Here is a 17342-nt window from a genome sequence, read left to right on the forward strand (position 1 = left end):
CTCTCGGTAAGGAATAGTGCGTGACACGCATTCGGCCTGTCACAATCCGGCTATAACCCGCCCGATAGCGACGCGCCAGTGAAAGCGGCGGACCGGACCATGCCAGGAGGAGGAAGGTGGCCATGAAAGCAGAAGATGTCATGGAACCCCGCCTCCCGACGTTGCAGGAAATGCAGCAATGGACGCAGGTATTGGGCCGCGCCCAGCAATTGATGCTGGAACAGGCGGCGGGTGCCACCGGCCGGGTGCTGCCCTTCGACCCGGAGACCGTCTCGCGCATCCAGACCGGCTTTGCCGATGAGGGGCTGGCGCTCTGGCAACGCTTCCTGGATTCAGGCGGCCTGCTGCGCGACCAGCCCGAACCGGCGCCGCAGGGCAGTCCGGCGGCTGCCAAGGACCGGCGCTTTGCCGACCCCGCCTGGACCGAACATCCCTTTTACGACCTGATCCGGCAAAGCTATCTGCTGCTCTCCGACTATCTGATGAAGCTGGCCGATGCCGTCGACGGCGTCGATCCCAAGCAGAAGGCCAGGCTGCGCTTTGCGACCAGCGGCATGCTGGATGCCATGGCGCCCAGCAATTTTCCGCTGACCAACCCCATGGTCGTGCAGAAGACGATCCAGAGCGGGGGCGAGAATCTGGTGAAGGGCCTCCAGCATATGCTGGCGGACATGGAGAAGGGGCAGCTCACCCATACCGACGGGACGGCCTTTGAACTCGGCCGCAATATCGCCGCGACGCCGGGCAAGGTCATCAAGGAGACCCCGCTTTACCAGCTGATCCATTATGCGCCGACGACCGGAACGGTGCTGGAAACGCCGCTGATCATCTTCCCGCCATGGATCAACCGTTTCTATATTCTCGACCTGTCGCCGGAAAAAAGCTTCGTCAAATGGGCGGTCGACCAGGGTATCAGCCTGTTCCTCGTCTCCTGGAAGTCGGCCGATGCCTCGATGAAGGATCTGGTCTGGGACGATTATATCGAAAAAGGCCAGATCGATGCCATCGACACGGTCCGCGATCTGCTGAAGGTGCCAAGCGTCCACGCCATCGGCTATTGCGTCGCGGGCACGACGCTGGCGGCCACGCTGTCGTTGCTGGCGGCGCGGGGTGAGGCGGACAAGGTCGCCAGCGCCACCTTCTTCACTGCCCAGGTCGATTTCGCCCAGGCCGGCGACCTCAGCCTGTTCATCGACGATGAGCAGATGAAGATGGTGGAACAGCTTTCGTCCGGCGGTTTCCTGGACGGGCGTTACATGGCTGCGACCTTCAACCTGTTGCGCGGCCGCGACCTCATCTGGAACTATGTCGTCAACAATTATCTGCTGGGACAGGATTATCCGCCCTTCGACCTGCTTTACTGGAACGGCGACACCACCAACCTGCCCGCTCGCTGGCACAGGGACTATCTGACCCAGCTCTATCGCGACAATCTGCTGGTGCAGCCCGGCGCGATCAGCGTTGCGGGGACGCCGCTGGACCTGACGCGGATCAAGACGCCTGCCTATGTCCAGGCGGGCCGGGAAGATCATATCGCGCCGGTGGAAAGCGTGTGGAAGCTGACCGAGCATCTGTCAGGACCGGTCCGTTTCCTGCTCGCCGGTTCGGGCCATATCGCCGGGGTGGTCAATCCGCCGTCGGCCCAGAAATATCAATATTGGGCCTGCGACGAAGCCCAGCCGAGTCTGGACGCCTTTCTTGCGCGGGCGAAAGAGACCAAGGGGAGCTGGTGGCCCGACTGGATCGAGTGGATTCGCAGTATTTCGCCCGCAACGGTGCCCGCCAAGGGTGCGCGCCAGCCGGGCAAGGGCAAACTCAAGACGATCGAAGATGCACCGGGCAGCTACGTAAAAAGCCGTTGATTGAAGGGGTTGGGAGCAATTTGCGGTAAAATGGCTTTTCCCCGCGCCGAGTGGTTTGTGAAGATTATGCTGCACTGCACAAAAAGCCTTGCAATCGACCCCTAAATCCCATATTGTGCACTGCAACAAATGGAGGATGGTCGATGGCCGTGACCCCGAAGCCAGCGCGTCGTAAGCCTGTAGCGAAGAAAGCGTCACCCACCCTGTCAGCCAGCGAGGCCCTGAAGGCGGCCGAAGCTGCGATCGGGACGCCGGTAAAGCCAGCCAAGCCTGCGGCGAAGAAGCCGGCTCCGCCCAAGGCCGCGGTTGCCAAGCCGGCTCCGTCCGCGGTGAAGCCGGAACCCAAGCCGGTGCGCGCGGCACCAGCCGATCCGGTGGCGGTGATCGCGGCCACCACGGCCGTTGATGCTGCGCCCGAGCCGTCCTTCGTTCCGGAAGTGAAGCCGGAGCCAACGCCGAAGATCGAACCGATCGCGAAAGCCGCGACGCCCAAGGAATTCAAGAGCCTGCCGAAGGCCGGGCCGTCAGAGCCCAAGATGCTGCCCGCCACAGAAGGAACCAAGATGATGAACGACATGATCGAGACCGGAAAGAAGTTCGCTGAAGAGACCAAGGCCAAGCTCGAGACGGCCTATGCCGATCTGAACGAGAAGGCGAAGGCGAGCGTTGAAAAGTCGACCAAGGCGATCGAAGAATTCAGCGACATCGCCAAGGGCAATGTCGAAGCGCTGGTCGAATCCGGCAAGATCGCGGCCAAGGGCTTCGAAACCCTCGGTCAGGAAGCCGTCGACTACAGCAAGAAGAGCTTTGAAAAGGCGACGGCTTCTTTCAAGAGCTTCTCGACCGTGAAGACGCCGACCGAATTCTTCCAGTTGCAGAGCCAGCTGCTTTCCAGCAGCTTCGACGAATTCACCAAGGAAGCCGCCAAGAGCAGCGAAGCGCTGATCAAGCTGGCTGGCGACGTGGCTTCGCCGCTGACCGCCCGCGTGACCCTGGTGACGGACAAGGTGAAGTCGCTCGCGGCTTGACCCGCGAATAAGGTGAAGTCGCTCGCGGCCTGATCCAGCCTCGAAATCTTCGAAAGCAAGTTACGGCCTCCGCCACGCGCGGGGGCCGTTTCTTTTTCCGGCAGCGCATGGGAAGGATGGTTTACGGCTCCTCCCACCCCTTGCCTTGAAAGCGGAAATGGCCATATTCTTCTGCATCATGAGCAGAATTTCGACGATGGCATTTCCCGTGAAGATGGCGGGACGGGATCAGGACGACCAGGGCGATGGCTCCGGCGGGCCCAATGTCGGCATTGCGACCCGCACCCGTGCCCGGACGAAAAAGCCGTCCCTTTACAAGGTGTTGATGCTGAACGACGATTATACCCCGATGGAATTCGTCGTCCATGTCCTCCAGCAATTCTTCCGCATGGACATGGAGGAGGCGACTCGCGTGATGCTGCATGTCCATCAGCGCGGCGTCGGCGTCTGCGGCATATTCAGCTATGAGGTGGCGGAGACCAAGGTCAACCAGGTGATGGACTTTGCCCGTCAGAACCAGCATCCGCTGCAGTGCACGCTGGAAAAGGCCTGAAAGTCGGCCATCGGTCGGTCTCGGCCAAAAGGGGGCCCAAAAGTCCTCCTGCAAGCGATAGTGTAGGGACGACCAGGGAAGTCCATTTTCCCAAAAAACCGCAGTCTCAGCCCTGCATCACGCTTTCCAGCACGGCGGCGCGCAGTTCGGCTATCCCCATGCCCTTTTCGCTCGACGTGGCGATGATGTCCGGATGCGCGGCGGGCCGTTTGCGGATGGCTTCCGCCACTGCTTGCTTGACCTCAGCCAGATGGCTGGCCTTCACCTTGTCCGCCTTTGTCAGCACGATGCGATAACTGACCGCCGCCGCGTCGAGCATGTCGAGAATGTCGGTGTCCACATCCTTGATTCCATGGCGGCTGTCGATCAGCACCAGCGTACGCTTCAGCTTCGCCCGCCCGCGCAGATAGTCGTTCACCAGGAAGCGCCACTTGCGCACCATATCCTTGGGCGCGCGGGCATAGCCATAGCCCGGCATGTCGACCAGCCGGAACCGTAGCGGATCGCCGACGTCGAAAAAATTCAGTTCCTGCGTCCGTCCCGGCGTGTTGGACGTGCGGGCGAGGCCGTTGCGGTTGGTCAGCGCATTGAGCAGCGAGGACTTGCCGACATTGGACCGGCCCGCGAACGCCACCTCGTTCACCGCCATATCGGGCAGGAATTTGAGGTCCGGCGCCGATTTGAGGAAGGCGATCGGCCCGGCAAAGACCTTGCGCGCTTCCTCGATCAGTTCAGCCTGTTCCTGTTCGGTCACCAATTCAGCCTTATTTCGCCGTCGCGGCGCTGAGTTGCGGATGGCGCCGGTAGAGGAACCACTGCTGCAACATCGACAGGCAGTTGTTGGTGATCCAGTAGACCAGCAGGCCCGCCGCGAAGGGCGCCATGATGAACATCATCATCCACGGCATGATCGCGAACACCTGCTGCTGCATCGGGTCCATCTGCGCCGGGTTCAGCTTGAACTGGAAATACATGCTGATGCCGAGCAGCAGCGCCAGCACACCGATGCCGAGGAAGGCAGGCGGCGTGAAGGGCAGCAGGCCGAAGAGATTGACGATATGCAGCGGATCGGGCGCGCTCAGATCCTTGATCCACAGGACGAAGGGCTGGTGGCGCATTTCAATCGTCAGCTGCAACACCTTGTAGAGCGCGAAGAAGATCGGGATCTGGATGAAGATCGGCAGACAGCCGGCGAGCGGGTTCACCTTCTCGCGCTTGTACAGCTCCATCATCTCCTGCTGGAGCTTCGGCTTGTCGTCCTTATATTTCTCCTGCAGCGCCTTCATCTTGGGCTGCACGGCGCGCATCGCGGCCATGCTGGCGAACTGGCGCTGGGCGACCGGGAACATCAGGCCCCGGACCACGAAGGTCAGGCAGATGATCGCCACGCCGAAATTTCCTATGACCGTGAACAGCCAGTGCAGCAGCGCGAAGATCGGCTGTTCGAACCAGTAGAACCAGCCCCAGTCGATCGCCCGGTCGAACAGCGGAATGCCCGCACGCTCATAGGCCTGGAGCGTCTTCACTTCCTTGGCGCCGACGAACAGCCGGTTGGTCTGGGTCACGGCCTTGCCCGGCGCGACCATGATGGGCGCGAGCGCAATATCGGTCTGATATTGCGTGCCGTCGCCCTTGCGCATCTGGCCGGTGAAGGCCGCCTGCTGGTCGGGCACCAGCGCGGAGAGCCAATATTTGTCGGTGAAACCGATCCAGCCGCCGGTCGACTGGAAGCTCTGGCTGGACGGCCCCTTGGCCAGATCCTTGTAGTTGACGTCATAATTGGCTGCGCCGTTGAACACGCCCATCGGGCCGACATGGATGGTCCAGGTATCGGGATCGGCCGAGGGATGCGCCCGGCTGACATAGCCATAGCTTTTGACGGCCACCGCGCCGGTGCCGCTGTTCGACACTTTCTGCTGCGCGGTGATCATGTAGTTTTCGTCGATGCCGTAACGAATTTCGAAAGTCTGGCCCGCGCCGTTGTTCCACGTCAGGGTGACGGGGCTGGTCGGGGTCAGTTCCTTCCCCGAAGCGGTCCAGACGGCACTGCCGTCCGGCGTCTTCACCCCTTCGCCCTGCCAGCCGAAGCCCGCGAAATAGGCGTCCTTGGTGCCCGACGGGCTGTAGAGGCGGATCGCGGGCGAATCCTTGGCGATCGTTTCCTTGTAGGTCGGCAGCACGATGTCATCGATGCGTGCGCCCTTCAGGTTGATCGATCCGGTGATCTTGGGCGTGCGAATGGGTATGCGCGGGCTGTCCCCGAGCACCAGCCCCAGATCGCGGATCACGGCCGGGCGGTCGGCGGCCGGAGCCGTTCCGGAAGGAGTGAGCGGCGTGGTCTTGCCGCCCTCGATCCGGGTCGCCGGGGGATTGGCGGTGGGGAAGAAATGCTTGGCGACATAGGGCCAGCCGAACAGGATCGCCGCGGTCAGGATCACCGCCAGAACAATATTCTTCTTGTCGTCCACGCTTGTCGGCTCCGCCGTGTGAAAGTCTCGTGTCAGGGGACCGGGTCGTAACCCGAACCGCCCCATGGGTGGCATCGCATTAGCCGCTTCGTGGCCAGCCAGCTACCCTTCACCGCACCATATTTGCGGATCGCCTGGATCGCATATTCGGAGCAGGAGGGAGCATAGCGGCAGCTGGGCGGCAGGATGCGCGAAGGGCCTAGCTGCCAGAAGCGCGCGATCAGGATGAGGATGCGCCCGATCATCAGCCCCGCCTCTGTTCCGATGCGTGCGGCTTGGGTGCAACCGGCTTCGGCCCGCCAGGCCTTTTCCGGGGTCGGCGCTTTTCAGGCGCCTCGCCGACGGGGCGGCTCATCACCTTGCCCAGCGCCTTTTCCAGCTCCTGGCGGAGCAGGCCGAAATCGCGTTCGATACCCTCGGAGCGCCCGATCAGCACATGGTCGGCACCCGCCACGCCATGGACCGGCAGCAACTCGCGGGCCAGGACGCGAAAACGGCGCTTCATCCGGTTACGGACGACAGCGCCGCCAATTTTTTTCGTGACCGTGATGCCGAAACGCATCGCCCGATCGCCGTCACCGCGTTCGCGCACCAGCAGGACGAAGCCCGGCATCGGCGCGCGACGTCCGCGATTCGCCGCCAGAAAATCGGCGCGCTTGCCCATGACGGCAGGCGCGCTCACCGGCGGCGCGTCGTTCAGGCGCTCAGGCTCTTGCGGCCGCGGGCACGACGAGCGCGCAGCACGTTGCGGCCACCGGGGGTCGCCATGCGAGCGCGGAAACCGTGACGGCGCTTCCGAACCAGATTGCTCGGCTGATAGGTGCGCTTCATCGTTCATTCCTCAAAAAACAAAAAGAATCGGGCGTGACAAAAAAGGGCCGCTGAGTGAGCGGCCGCATGTCAGGCGGCGTCCGATAGGCAAAAGCCACTCTTGAGTCAATGGTGGAGGCGGGGCAGGCATGCGCTTTTGCAGGACGGTCCCCAGGGCGAAGCCGCATCTTCGCTCCTCCAATCCATCCACGGCGGTGCTAAACGGTTCCGCCCGCGGGAAAAGAGCGATAAGCTCCCTTTCGTGACACGGAAGACGGAGCCAGCCGCCTATGACCTCGCCATCATCGGCGGCGGTGTCAATGGCTGCGGCATTGCCCGTGATGCGGCGGGGCGCGGCGCCAAGGTGCTGCTGCTGGAGCGGGGGGATCTGGCGCAGGGCACCTCCTCCGCCTCGACCAAGCTCATCCATGGCGGGTTGCGCTATCTGGAGCATTATGAATTCGCCTTGGTGCGCGAATCCCTGTCCGAACGCGAACGGCTATGGGCCATCGCGCCGCACATCATTCATCCCCTCAGGTTCGTGCTGCCCTGGGTGCCGGGCCTGCGCCCGCGCTGGCTGCTGCGTCTGGGCCTGTTCCTCTACGATCATATCGGCGGCCGACGGGCCTTGCCGCCGACACAGTCCATCGATCTGCGGCACCACCCGGCAGGCCGTCCGCTCAAGGCCGGGTTCCGCCATGCCTATGCCTATTCCGACGGCTGGGTCGACGATGCCCGGCTGGTGATCCTCAACGCCCGCGATGCCGCCGACCGGGGCGCCGACATCCGCACCCGCACCGAAGCCGTGCGGCTGGAACGCAGGGACCGGCTCTGGACGATCACGGCACGCCGGGCGGATGGCGCGCTGGAGAGGTTCCGCGCCCAGGCCGTCGTCAATGCGGCCGGTCCATCGGTGCTCGACCTGCTGCATCGCGCCCATGGTGTCAGCGACCGGCATATGCGGCTGGTGCGCGGGTCGCATATCGTCGTGCGGCGGCTGTTCGACCATGAATTTGCCTATTTCTTCCAGCTCCCCGACGGCCGCATCTTCTTCGCCATTCCCTATGAACAGGCCTTCACCCTGATCGGCACGACCGATCGCGACCATCAGGGACCGGTGGACCAGGTGCAGCCGGACGCGGAAGAAATCGCCTATCTTTGCGAGGCGGCGAATCGCTATTTCGCCCGGACGATCGCCCCGGCCGACATATTATGGTCCTATGCCGGTGTCCGGCCGCTGATCGACGACGGTTCCGCCCGGCCCGAAGCGGCGACCCGCGGCTATCGGCTGGAACTGGAGGGCGGCGAGGAGGAAGCGCCGCTGCTGAGCGTCTTTGGCGGCAAGATCACCACCTATCGCCATCTCGCCGCCGAGGCGGTCGACAGGTTGAAGCCTCTGCTTCCCAAATTGTCCGGCGGCGACTGGACCGCTGGCGCGCCCCTGCCCGGAGGGGATTTTCCGATGAAGGGCCGGGACCAGCTTATTGCCGATCTGGGCTGCGATTATCCCTTTCTCGACTATGCCACGCTTCAGCGGATCGCCTGCGCCTATGGAACGCGTGCGCGCGTGTGGCTGGGCGACGCCTATGCGCCGGAGGGGCTGGGACGGCATTTCGGTCACGGGCTGACCGAAGCAGAACTGCGCTATCTGATCGCGCAGGAATGGGCGGTCACGGCAGAGGACATATTATGGCGGCGGACCAAATTGGGCCTGCGCCTGGATGCCGTACAGAAAGCAGGGCTGGAAGACTGGCTCAGGGAGAAGGCATGAGCGAAGGGCATATATTGGTGCTGGATGAGGGCACCACATCGACGCGGGCGATGCTTTATGCGCCGGATGGGCGGCGGCTCGACATGGCGCAGGCCGAACTGAGCCAATATTATCCGCAATCGGGCTGGGTCGAGCATGAGGCCGCCGAGATTTGGGAGCGGACCCTGGCCTGCGCGCGGCGGATGGTGGAGCAGGCGGGCGGGGCCGATCGCATCGCCGCCATCGGCATCACCAACCAGCGCGAGACGGTCGTCGCCTGGGACCGGCACACCGGCGAGCCGCTGGCCCGCGCCATCGTCTGGCAGGATCGCCGCACCGCTGGCCACTGCGCGGCGCTGCGGGATGCGGGCGAGGAGGCAGCGGTTCAGCGCAGGACCGGCCTGGTGCTCGACCCCTATTTTTCCGCGACCAAGATGCGCTGGCTGCTCGATCATGCACCTGCGGTGAAGGAAGCGGGGGATGCGCTTGCCCTGGGGACGATGGAAAGCTGGCTGGTCTGGAAGCTGACCGGCGGCCTGCACATCAGCGACGCCAGCAATGCCAGCCGCACCCAGCTGATGGCGCTGGACGGAGAAGGCTGGGATCAGGGGCTGTGCGATCTGTTCGGCGTGCCGCTGCGGGCCTTGCCGGAGATTGCCGACAATGCGGGTGCCTTTGGCGCGACGCTGCCGGCATGGTTCGGCCGGCCGATCCCGATTCGCGGGCTGGCGGGCGACCAGCAGGCGGCGACCATCGGCCAGGGCTGCCTGAAACCGGGCGAGGCGAAGGCGACGCTGGGCACCGGCGCCTTCGTGCTGACGAACAGGGGACAGGCCGTTCCCGCTTCGACGCACCGGCTGCTGGGCACGCTCCTGTACCGGCTGTCGGGCCAGCGGACCTATGCGCTGGAAGGATCCATCTTTGTCGCGGGGAGCCTGATCCAATGGCTGCGCGACCAACTCGGGCTGATAACGACCGCCGAAGAAACGGAGGCGCTGGCGAGATCCGTGGCGGACAGCGGCGGGGTCATGATGCTGCCGGCCCTCGCCGGATTGGGGGCGCCGCATTGGCGCCCCGACGCGACAGGGGTGATTGCGGGGCTGACGCAGGGAACGACGCGGGCGCATATCGTGCGGGCGGCGCTTGAGTCGCTGTCGCACCAGATCCACGATCTCGCGGGCGCCTTCGCGGCGGACGGGGTGGGCTGGCATATGTTGCGGGTGGATGGTGGTATGAGCGCCAATGACTGGATCGCGCAGGACATGGCGAACATGCTCGGCCTGCCGGTGGATCGTCCCGCAGATGTCGAAACCACAGCCAGGGGTGCGGCGATGCTGGCGGCGGTCGGTCATGGGCTGTTCCCGTCGCTGGAGGCCGCGTTCGCCGCCATGGGGTCGCAACTCACCCGCTTTTCGCCCGCCATGCCGGTGGAAATCCGGGCTGCCCGATTGAGCGGATGGAACCGCCTCCTGAATCAGTGAATCGGGAAACCGTTTGCGATCAGGTCGGGCAGCGCGCCATCCTGAGACGATTTCGGTGCAGAGAGGCCAGATCGCCCGTCGCTTCGGCAAGTGTAAAATGCTTATCGTGAGTATATTTTAACGATAAGCGTGTAGGGCTGGGCGGAACATGCAAACGACTCTTCGTCATCCTTCTTCCAGCCTTGCGCCGGTTCTTCTGGGCGTTGCCTATTTCGTGATGGCGTGGCTGGCATTGTCCTGGTCGCGCTTCGATGGGGGACTGGCCTTCATCTGGGGCGCCAACGCGCTGCTGATGGCGGATCTGCTGACGTCGAAGATCGGCCATTGGCCGCGTTCGCTGCTGGCCTGCGGCGTGGCGAGCGCGGTCGCGACCGCCCTGTTCGGCATGGGGCCGCTGGTAGCCTTGCCGATGGCCGCCATCAACCTGCTGGAGGCGCTGATCGTCGCGCTGGTCTGTCGCCGTCTGGCGCCGGACCGGAAATTTGCGGGGTCCATGTGGCCGTTGTTTGTCTTCATTCTCGCCCTGGTGGGTCCGGCCAATGTTGTCACTGGCTTCGGTGCCGCGATGGTCGCTTCCGCCCTGACGCCGGTGTCCCTGGGGACGGCCTGGCTGCACTGGTATAGCGGCCATGTGCTGGGCGCGCTGACCTGCACGCCGATCCTCATGATGTTCATGCAGGGTGAATTGCGCCGCTGGTTCAGCCAGACGCCCCTGCGCAGGAAGCTGGAGGCTTCGGCCCTGCTGGTCCTTTTCGCCGTGGCGGCGGCATATGTCTTCTACGTCGCGCGCTTTCCCATGCTGTTCGCGCTGCTGCTGCCCATGGTCGTGATCGTGTTTCGGGTCGGCAATCTGGGGGCGGCGGCCTCGGTGCTGATCTTGGCGGCGATCGGCGGGACGGCGACGGTGAACGGCCATGGCCCGCTCTACATGATCCCGGTGGGCAGCCTGGGTGAGCGGATGCAGTTCTTTCAGCTGTTCCTGGCATGCGCCTTCCTGCTGACCATGCCGATCGCGGCGGAGCTGAACAGCCGTCGGCGGCTGTTCCAGATGCTGCAGGAGAGCGAGGCGCGCTATCGCGCCATCGCCGAACATAGCGGCGATGTAGTCCTCAATATCAGCGTGGACGGGGTCATCGAATATGCCTCACCCGCTGCCGCCGAGCAGATCGGTTGCGCGCCCGAACTGCTGATCGGGCAGGATGCAGCCAATCTGGTGGATCCGGAAGACCGTGCCCCGGTCAGCGCCGCCATTGGCCGGGCGCTCGCCCAGCCGGGCGACGTGCAGACCGTCGAGTTCCGACCCTTCGTCTCGGCCGGGGGGTCCGAATGGTGCGAGATGGTGGCGCGGGCCGTCGTGGATGAGCATGGCATGCCGACCGGCGTGGTCAGCACGATCCGCGACATGTCACGGCACAAGGCCCGGCAGCAGGCGCTGCAACAGGTGGCGGCGCTCGATTCGCTGACCGGCGCGGACACCCGGCGCGCGTTTCTCGAAAAGCTGGATGAGGAGATTGGCCGGGTCCGCCGGGGCGGGCGTGCCTGCCTGCTGCTGATCGACATCGACCATTTCAAGGCGGTCAATGACTGCCACGGCCATGGCGCGGGCGACCGGGTGCTGGCGGGCTTTGTGGAACGGTTGCGGCCGGGCTTGCGCGGCGTCGACAGCATCGGCCGGCTGGGGGGCGAGGAATTCGCCATTCTCCTGAGCGGGACCGATATCGAGCGGTCGAGCATGATCTGCGAACGGCTGCGCGAGATGGTGGACACCCATCCGGTGAGGCTGGAGTCCGGCGAAGCGATTCGCGTGACCTTCAGCGCCGGCCTGGTCAGCTTGAATGCGCAGGATGGCCGGGACGCCATATTGGAGGCGGCGGACAAGGCCCTTTACCGTGCCAAGCATAGCGGGCGCAATTGCCTGCGCCTGGCGGCCTGACCGCTGTGGTCGCCGGAAGCGAAGCCTTCGCGCTCCCGCCACTGCCGGAGCACCATCGCCTCCCTCAGGGCTGAACGCCGGTCTTCTGGTTCCAGGCGATCTGGCAGGCGGGCAGCATCTTGCCCTTCTTCCAGCATTTCGGATCGAAGGAGGGCAGCGCCAACGAATAGCTGCGGCCCGGATCGCCGTAAAATTGCTCGCCGGCGAGCACCAGCGATTTCTTGATCGAGCCAAGGCCGTTGCGCGCCACCTCGTTCAGCGTTCCGCGCTGGGCAAAGATGGCCTGCCGCCCGACCAGCGCCGCCGCCTGGCAGAAGCCACGCTGCGCCTGCACGGTCGAATAGCCCGAATAGATGCGCGTGCCATATTGGTCGGACGCCATCTGGCCCGGCTTGCCCTTGCCCACGGTGCGCTGGAAATAGCCGAGCAGGTCGGCCTGTGCCTTGTCGAGTTCGGCGTCATGATGGGCGATCATGGCATTATAATTGCTGATCGACAGCAGGGTGGGTTCGAACTGGCATTGCAGCGCCGCGACATTGAGCGCCGCGCGCAGGTTCCACACCAGCCCGGCCTTGATCTCCGCAGGCGTGGCGCCCGGCAGGCCCAGGGCCGACGCGGCCTCCACATCCGTCAGCGGCGGCGTGGAGAAATCCGGCGGAGACCAGAAAAATTGCGCCGATGCCGGTTGCACCGTCATGACCGTCAGCCCCAGAGCGGCAACACGCAGGACGGAACGGAAAGTCATCGAAAATCCCCTTGTCGGACAACAGCTTTTCATTTGGGCAGTGGGGTCTGTATCACGCCTGAACGCTCCTGCCAGCCCTTATTGGTCCGAAAGCACCTCGGTGTCGGCGGCGGGCTTCTGCGCGTCCTGTTCCTTGGGCGCGGCGGCGGGCGCCGAACTGTTTTCGCTGCGGTTCGCGGGCAGCGTCATGGCTGTGCCTTCGCTCTGCACCCCGTCCAGATCGGTCATGGCGTCGCTGGCGGTGCCATCGACCACTTCCATGTGGTTCATGGGAACGGCGGTGCCGGTCTCCTTCTTGCTGCCGCATCCGGTCAGCGCCATGCACCCCGTCACAAGCAGCGTCGTCCATATCGTCTTCGCGTCAAGACGCATCCGGGTCTCCTTAAGCCTCTAAAGAATGCCCGGTAGCCCCCCACCTGGCGAAGGCCGCGACCCTAGCGACCTGTCCGGCATTGCTCAACCCCCGTGCCATCGGGTGCGGGGCAGCGCCGCAGGCGCCCGATAAAGGCGGGGAAATGGTTTTTCAGTGCGGTGTCGAGGTCCGCCATCGAGGCTTTCACGCCCAGGGCGGCGATGCTCGTCACCGGATATTCGGCCAGGCCGCACGGCACGATGCCCCCGAAATGGGACAGGTCGGGGTTCACATTGATCGAAAAGCCATGCAGCGTGACCCAGCGCCGCACCCGGATGCCGAGCGCGCCGATCTTCGCCTCCCGTCCCTCCGGATCGTCGGTCCAGATGCCGATGCGGCCCTCCGCCCGGCGAGCCGCGATGCCAAGGTCGCCGAGCGCCTCGATCATCCAGCCTTCCAGATGATGCACGAAATTGCGCACATCCTTGCCCCGTTCGCGCAGGTCGATGTTGAGATAGCCGATGCGCTGGCCGGGCCCATGATAGGTGTAGCGCCCGCCCCGCCCGGCATCATGCACCGGGAAGCGGGGGTCGAGCAGCTCGTCCGGGTTGGCGCTGGTGCCCGCCGTGTAGAGCGGCGGATGTTCGAGCAGCCAGACCCGCTCTGTGGCACCGCCCTCGAAGATCGCCGCCGCCCGCGCTTCCATGTCGGCCAGGGCGGCCGGATAATCGACGGGCGTCGTTTCGACGCGCCATTCGATAGTCTGGGCGCGCGCTTCGGCGGGAGAGGGCTGGGTGAGGGACGACATGGCGTTTCCTTGACTTGGGCCGGGCGAGCGATCAAGTCTCACCCGCAAATTTCAGAGCATCGCGAAGAGAACAGGGCAAAGATATGGCGACAATGTCTATCGGCAAGGCTTGGGGGGAGGCGGTCGCCTTCGTCTCCCGCGAAAGCAGCCTGCTGTTTCCGGTCGCCCTGCTGTTCGTCGCCCTGCCGGGGCTGATCCTTCAGGAAATGACGCCGCCGGAACTGGCCAACTGGAACATGGCGCAATCCAGCCTGCCCAATGTGCCGGGCAGCTTCTGGCTGGCGATGCTGCTGGCGGTTGTCATCATCTGGTTCGGGTCGCTGACCCTGTTCGCGCTGGCGCTGCGCCCCGGCATCAGCGTGGGCGAAGCGCTGCGCCTCAGCTTCGCGCGCCTGCCCGTGCTGCTGGGCACGGCGATGGTGGTGGCCGGTTTCCTGGCCGGTGCGGTCATTGCCGCGACGCTGGTCGTCACGGTCCTGACACTGATCGCCAAGCCTCTGGCGGCGAGCCTTGGCCTGCTGTTCGGTGCCGCCGTCGTCATCGCCACCATCTTCACCAGCGTGCGGCTGCTGCTGCTGAATCCGGTGGTGATCGACGGTACGGATGGGGTGATGAATTCGCTGCGACAGGGCTGGGCACTGACGCGGGGGCATTTCTGGCGCCTGCTGGGTTTCGTGCTGGTGCTGACCGTGCTCTCGGCCATCATCGGCGGCGCCGCGCAGGCGGTGTTCGGGCTGGTCGGCACGCTGATCGGCGGGCAGACGGGCGGGCGGCTGACGGGCGGCGTGGCGGCCGCCGCCGTCTCCACCGTGGTGCAGGTCTATATGCTGGTGATGCTGGCCCGGCTCTATCGTCAGGCTGTCGGCAACTGACCCAGCATCGGCACATGCGGCGCGGCCTGGGGCGATAGCAGCCCTGCGAGGCGCGGATCGGCAAAAGTCTCGACCTCGCGTCTATAGGGCACGAATCCCTCCTTTTGATAGAAACCCAACGCAGCCGGGCTGTCGAGCGTGCAGCTATGCACCCAGAAGCGCGTCACATCCTTGCGCCAGGCAAGCGCCTTGGCCTGCGCCATCAGCCATTTGCCGAAGCCCTTGCCGACATGCTGCGGGACCAGTCCGAAAAAGGCCAGCTCGCAGTCGGGGGGGTATCGGAAATCCAGCTCCAGCAGTCCCACCTCGACCCCGCGCGGATCGGTCACGGCATAGATTTGCACGGCGGGGTCGTGGATGACGGCGCCGAGCGCCTCGTCGCTCATCACAAGGCGGGAGAACCAGAGCCACGGCTCGCCCACGCGCCGGAACAGCGTGCGATAGGCGTCCAGCGCGGGCGCTTTCCACGGCACCAGCCGCAGCGGGGCGGGCGGAATGGGTGCGGGGCGGGGCCGTTCGCGCATCTCCAGATGGGTGACGATGGTGGCGATCTGGTCGTCCGGAACCGGGGTCAGGCTCATGCGGCAGTCAACTCCAGCTTGCCATGGGCGGCAGGCTCATCAGGATGGCGTCGATATTGCCGCCGGTCTTGAGGCCGAACAGCGTGCCGCGATCGTGCACCAGATTGAATTCGGCGTAGCGGCCGCGCCACTCCAGCATCCGGGCATAGTCCGCCTCCGTCCAGTCTTCTCCCATCCGTCGCCGGACGATGGGCGGGAAGGCCTGGAGGAAGGCCTCGCCCACATCGCGGGTGAAGGCGAAATGGGCGTCGAACGCGGCATCGTCGGCGCATTCCAGATGATCGTAGAAAATGCCGCCGACGCCGCGATGGACGTTGCGGTGGGGAATGAAGAAATATTCGTCGGCCCATTGGCGGAAGCGGGGATAATAGTCCGCGTCATGCGCATCGCAGGCGGCTTTCAGCGCTTCATGAAAATGTGCCGTATCCTCCGCGCGCGGGAGCGGGGGGTTGAGGTCCGCGCCGCCGCCGAACCAGCTTTTCGCCGTCACCAGATAGCGCGTGTTCATGTGCACGGCGGGAACATGCGGATTCGCCATGTGCGCGACCAGGCTGATGCCGGTGGCGAAGAAGCTGGGGTCGTCGGAAGCGCCATGGATGGTCTTGGCGAATTCGGGGGAAAAGGCGCCGCTGACGGTCGAGACATTGACGCCGACCTTCTCGAATATCCTGCCCTTCATGACGCCGCGCACGCCGCCGCCGCCTTCCCCGGGCGTCAGGCCGGGCGCTTCACGATCCCAGGCGATATAGTCGAACCGGGCTTCCGACCCCGCCTCGCGCTCGATCGCCTCGAATTCGGCGCAGATGCGGTCGCGTAGCGATTCGAACCAGTTTCGGGCGGCTTGCTGTTGGGGATTCAGGTTCAGCGTCATTGCGGAAAACTTCCAGTCTGGCGAAGGGCCTCGGCGACCGCGATGCCCGTCGAAACGGCGATGTTCAAGGATCGAAAGCCGGGCGCCATCGGAATGCGCACGCGCACATCGGCCAGATCGCGCACGCTGTCGGGCACGCCGGCGCTTTCCGACCCCATCAGAAGAATGTCGTCCGGGCGGAATTCGACGTCCGGCAGGCGCTGCGCGGCATGGCTGCTCATCAGCACCAGCCGCCGTCCTTCCGCCCGTCGCGCCGCGTCGAAGGTTTCGAAATTGGCGTGGCGAGTGATGTCGGCCGCCGCGCCATAATCCATCGCCGCCCGTTTCAGCTTCGCGTCGGAAAAGGCGAATCCCATCGGCATGACGATATCCACCGGCACGGAAAAACAGGCGGCAAGGCGCAGGATCGCGCCGACATTGCCAGCGATTTCGGGTTGATACAGGGCAATACGCATGTCCCGCGCCATAGAACAGCCCGGCAAATTGTCATAGCCTGTCTAAATTGCTTGGCAAAGGGCGTATCCTACGGTTATCAGGCCTGCAAACCGCGCCAGGGGGAAAGGCGCGTCCACTTGCCTGGGCGCCGCGGCTCTCCTGATAATCATAGCCAAACAGGCAATGCGGCGGGGCCAGTGACGTTCTTGCAAGGGTTGAGGTGCATGACGACTGTTGAGCATGTGGAGAGTGAGGGGCCATCGGGGGGTGACGGAGTTCGCCGCCGCGATTTCATCAACATCGCAGCCGTGAGCTTTGCTGGCGTCGGTGCGGTCGCGGTCGTCGTGCCGCTGATCGACCAGATGAATCCCAGCGCTGACGTGTTGGCTCTGGCGTCGACGGAGGTCGATCTTTCCGCGATCCAGCCGGGCCAGGCGATCAAGACGACCTTCCGCTCGCAGCCTTTGTTCGTGCGGCACCTGACCGACAAGGAAATCGCCGAGGCGGACAAGGTCGATCCGTCCACGCTGCGCGACCCGCAGACGCTGGAGCAGCGCACCGTCGACGGCAAGAAGCAGTGGCTGATCACCATGGGCGTGTGCACCCATCTGGGCTGCGTGCCGCTGGGCGCGGGCGAGGGGGAGAATCGCGGCGAGTTCGGCGGCTATTTCTGCCCCTGCCACGGATCGTCCTACGACACCGCGGCCCGCATCCGCAAAGGCCCTGCGCCGAAGAACCTGGAAGTGCCGAAGTACAGCTTCACTTCCGATACCGCCATTCTCGTGGGTTGAGG

19 protein-coding genes are annotated in these 17342 nt (G+C 64.5%); 8 read left to right on the forward strand and 11 right to left on the reverse strand.

Annotated elements, in window-relative coordinates; genetic code table 11:
* Positions 1–122: 122 nt before the first annotated feature.
* The 3 genes from MJ601_RS08745 to clpS all read left to right on the forward strand — a co-directional run bounded on the left by MJ601_RS08745 (position 123) and on the right by clpS (position 3443).
* Positions 123–1862 (forward strand): PHA/PHB synthase family protein, encoded by a 1740-nt coding sequence (locus MJ601_RS08745; protein ID WP_242125413.1) that lies wholly within the window; start codon positions 123–125, stop codon positions 1860–1862.
* A gap of 143 nt (positions 1863–2005) precedes the next feature.
* Positions 2006–2890: a phasin family protein gene (locus tag MJ601_RS08750; protein WP_242125538.1), complete on the forward strand. Its 885-nt coding sequence runs from the start codon at positions 2006–2008 to the stop codon at positions 2888–2890.
* 196 nt (positions 2891–3086) lie between these two features.
* The gene (gene clpS, locus MJ601_RS08755; protein ID WP_491572896.1) at positions 3087–3443 is read left to right on the forward strand and encodes an ATP-dependent Clp protease adapter ClpS; all 357 of its coding nucleotides are present in this window, start codon (positions 3087–3089) and stop codon (positions 3441–3443) included.
* 106 nt (positions 3444–3549) lie between these two features.
* Here the strand turns inward: clpS and yihA are convergent, their stop codons facing one another.
* The 5 genes from yihA to rpmH are packed head-to-tail and all read right to left on the reverse strand — an operon-like array spanning position 3550 to position 6742.
* Entirely contained in the window at positions 3550–4197 is a 648-nt protein-coding gene (gene yihA, locus MJ601_RS08760; protein ID WP_242125415.1) for a ribosome biogenesis GTP-binding protein YihA/YsxC, read from the reverse strand.
* Between the two features lie 10 nt (positions 4198–4207).
* Positions 4208–5911: a membrane protein insertase YidC gene (yidC, locus tag MJ601_RS08765; RefSeq protein ID WP_242125417.1), complete on the reverse strand. Its 1704-nt coding sequence runs from the start codon at positions 5909–5911 to the stop codon at positions 4208–4210.
* Between the two features lie 32 nt (positions 5912–5943).
* Positions 5944–6156: a membrane protein insertion efficiency factor YidD gene (gene yidD / locus MJ601_RS08770; protein ID WP_082748686.1), complete on the reverse strand. Its 213-nt coding sequence runs from the start codon at positions 6154–6156 to the stop codon at positions 5944–5946.
* Entirely contained in the window at positions 6156–6575 is a 420-nt protein-coding gene (rnpA, locus tag MJ601_RS08775) for a ribonuclease P protein component (RefSeq protein WP_242125542.1), read from the reverse strand. Before rnpA ends, yidD begins: the two co-directional genes overlap by 1 nt.
* Before the next feature lie 32 nt (positions 6576–6607).
* Positions 6608–6742 carry a 50S ribosomal protein L34 gene (rpmH, locus tag MJ601_RS08780; protein ID WP_007683189.1) on the reverse strand — a complete coding sequence of 45 codons (135 nt, stop codon included), beginning with the start codon at positions 6740–6742 and terminating at the stop codon, positions 6608–6610.
* A gap of 241 nt (positions 6743–6983) precedes the next feature.
* Here rpmH and MJ601_RS08785 point away from each other — a divergent pair, with 241 nt between their 5' ends.
* The 3 genes from MJ601_RS08785 to MJ601_RS08795 all read left to right on the forward strand — a co-directional run bounded on the left by MJ601_RS08785 (position 6984) and on the right by MJ601_RS08795 (position 11885).
* The gene (locus MJ601_RS08785; protein WP_242125419.1) at positions 6984–8492 is read left to right on the forward strand and encodes a glycerol-3-phosphate dehydrogenase; all 1509 of its coding nucleotides are present in this window, start codon (positions 6984–6986) and stop codon (positions 8490–8492) included.
* Positions 8489–9952 (forward strand): FGGY family carbohydrate kinase, encoded by a 1464-nt coding sequence (locus MJ601_RS08790; RefSeq protein ID WP_242125421.1) that lies wholly within the window; start codon positions 8489–8491, stop codon positions 9950–9952. The genes MJ601_RS08785 and MJ601_RS08790 overlap by 4 nt, the downstream gene beginning before the upstream one ends.
* 148 nt (positions 9953–10100) lie before the next feature.
* The gene (locus MJ601_RS08795) at positions 10101–11885 is read left to right on the forward strand and encodes a sensor domain-containing diguanylate cyclase (protein ID WP_242125423.1); all 1785 of its coding nucleotides are present in this window, start codon (positions 10101–10103) and stop codon (positions 11883–11885) included.
* Between the two features lie 64 nt (positions 11886–11949).
* On the opposite strand, the gene MJ601_RS08800 is transcribed toward MJ601_RS08795, so the two are convergent.
* The 3 genes from MJ601_RS08800 to lipB all read right to left on the reverse strand — a co-directional run bounded on the left by MJ601_RS08800 (position 11950) and on the right by lipB (position 13790).
* On the reverse strand, positions 11950–12630 hold the full coding sequence (locus MJ601_RS08800; protein WP_242125424.1) for a hypothetical protein: 681 nt from the start codon (positions 12628–12630) through the stop codon (positions 11950–11952).
* Between the two features lie 78 nt (positions 12631–12708).
* Positions 12709–13002 carry a hypothetical protein gene (locus MJ601_RS08805; protein WP_242125426.1) on the reverse strand — a complete coding sequence of 98 codons (294 nt, stop codon included), beginning with the start codon at positions 13000–13002 and terminating at the stop codon, positions 12709–12711.
* A 62-nt stretch (positions 13003–13064) separates the two neighbouring features.
* On the reverse strand, positions 13065–13790 hold the full coding sequence (lipB, locus tag MJ601_RS08810; RefSeq protein WP_242125427.1) for a lipoyl(octanoyl) transferase LipB: 726 nt from the start codon (positions 13788–13790) through the stop codon (positions 13065–13067).
* A gap of 83 nt (positions 13791–13873) precedes the next feature.
* Between lipB and MJ601_RS08815 the strand changes: the two genes are divergently transcribed.
* Positions 13874–14662, forward strand: a complete 789-nt coding sequence (locus tag MJ601_RS08815; protein ID WP_242125430.1) for a DUF7847 domain-containing protein — start codon at positions 13874–13876, stop codon at positions 14660–14662.
* On the opposite strand, the gene MJ601_RS08820 is transcribed toward MJ601_RS08815, so the two are convergent.
* Genes MJ601_RS08820 through MJ601_RS08830 form a run of 3 tightly spaced genes read right to left on the reverse strand, consistent with a single transcriptional unit; the run spans position 14644 to position 16569 of the window.
* Positions 14644–15243 carry a GNAT family N-acetyltransferase gene (locus MJ601_RS08820; RefSeq protein WP_242125431.1) on the reverse strand — a complete coding sequence of 200 codons (600 nt, stop codon included), beginning with the start codon at positions 15241–15243 and terminating at the stop codon, positions 14644–14646. The two genes, MJ601_RS08815 and MJ601_RS08820, sit on opposite strands and share 19 nt — an antisense overlap.
* 7 nt (positions 15244–15250) lie before the next feature.
* Complete coding sequence (gene hemF, locus MJ601_RS08825) at positions 15251–16114, reverse strand: oxygen-dependent coproporphyrinogen oxidase (RefSeq protein WP_242125433.1); 864 nt, start codon at positions 16112–16114, stop codon at positions 15251–15253.
* Complete coding sequence (locus MJ601_RS08830) at positions 16111–16569, reverse strand: tRNA (cytidine(34)-2'-O)-methyltransferase (protein ID WP_491572897.1); 459 nt, start codon at positions 16567–16569, stop codon at positions 16111–16113. Before MJ601_RS08830 ends, hemF begins: the two co-directional genes overlap by 4 nt.
* Positions 16570–16773: 204 nt before the next feature.
* Here MJ601_RS08830 and petA point away from each other — a divergent pair, with 204 nt between their 5' ends.
* Positions 16774–17340: a ubiquinol-cytochrome c reductase iron-sulfur subunit gene (petA, locus tag MJ601_RS08835; protein WP_242125435.1), complete on the forward strand. Its 567-nt coding sequence runs from the start codon at positions 16774–16776 to the stop codon at positions 17338–17340.
* Positions 17341–17342 lie beyond the last annotated feature (2 nt).

This window comes from Sphingobium trunci (assembly GCF_022664535.1).
Lineage (GTDB): Bacteria > Pseudomonadota > Alphaproteobacteria > Sphingomonadales > Sphingomonadaceae > Sphingobium.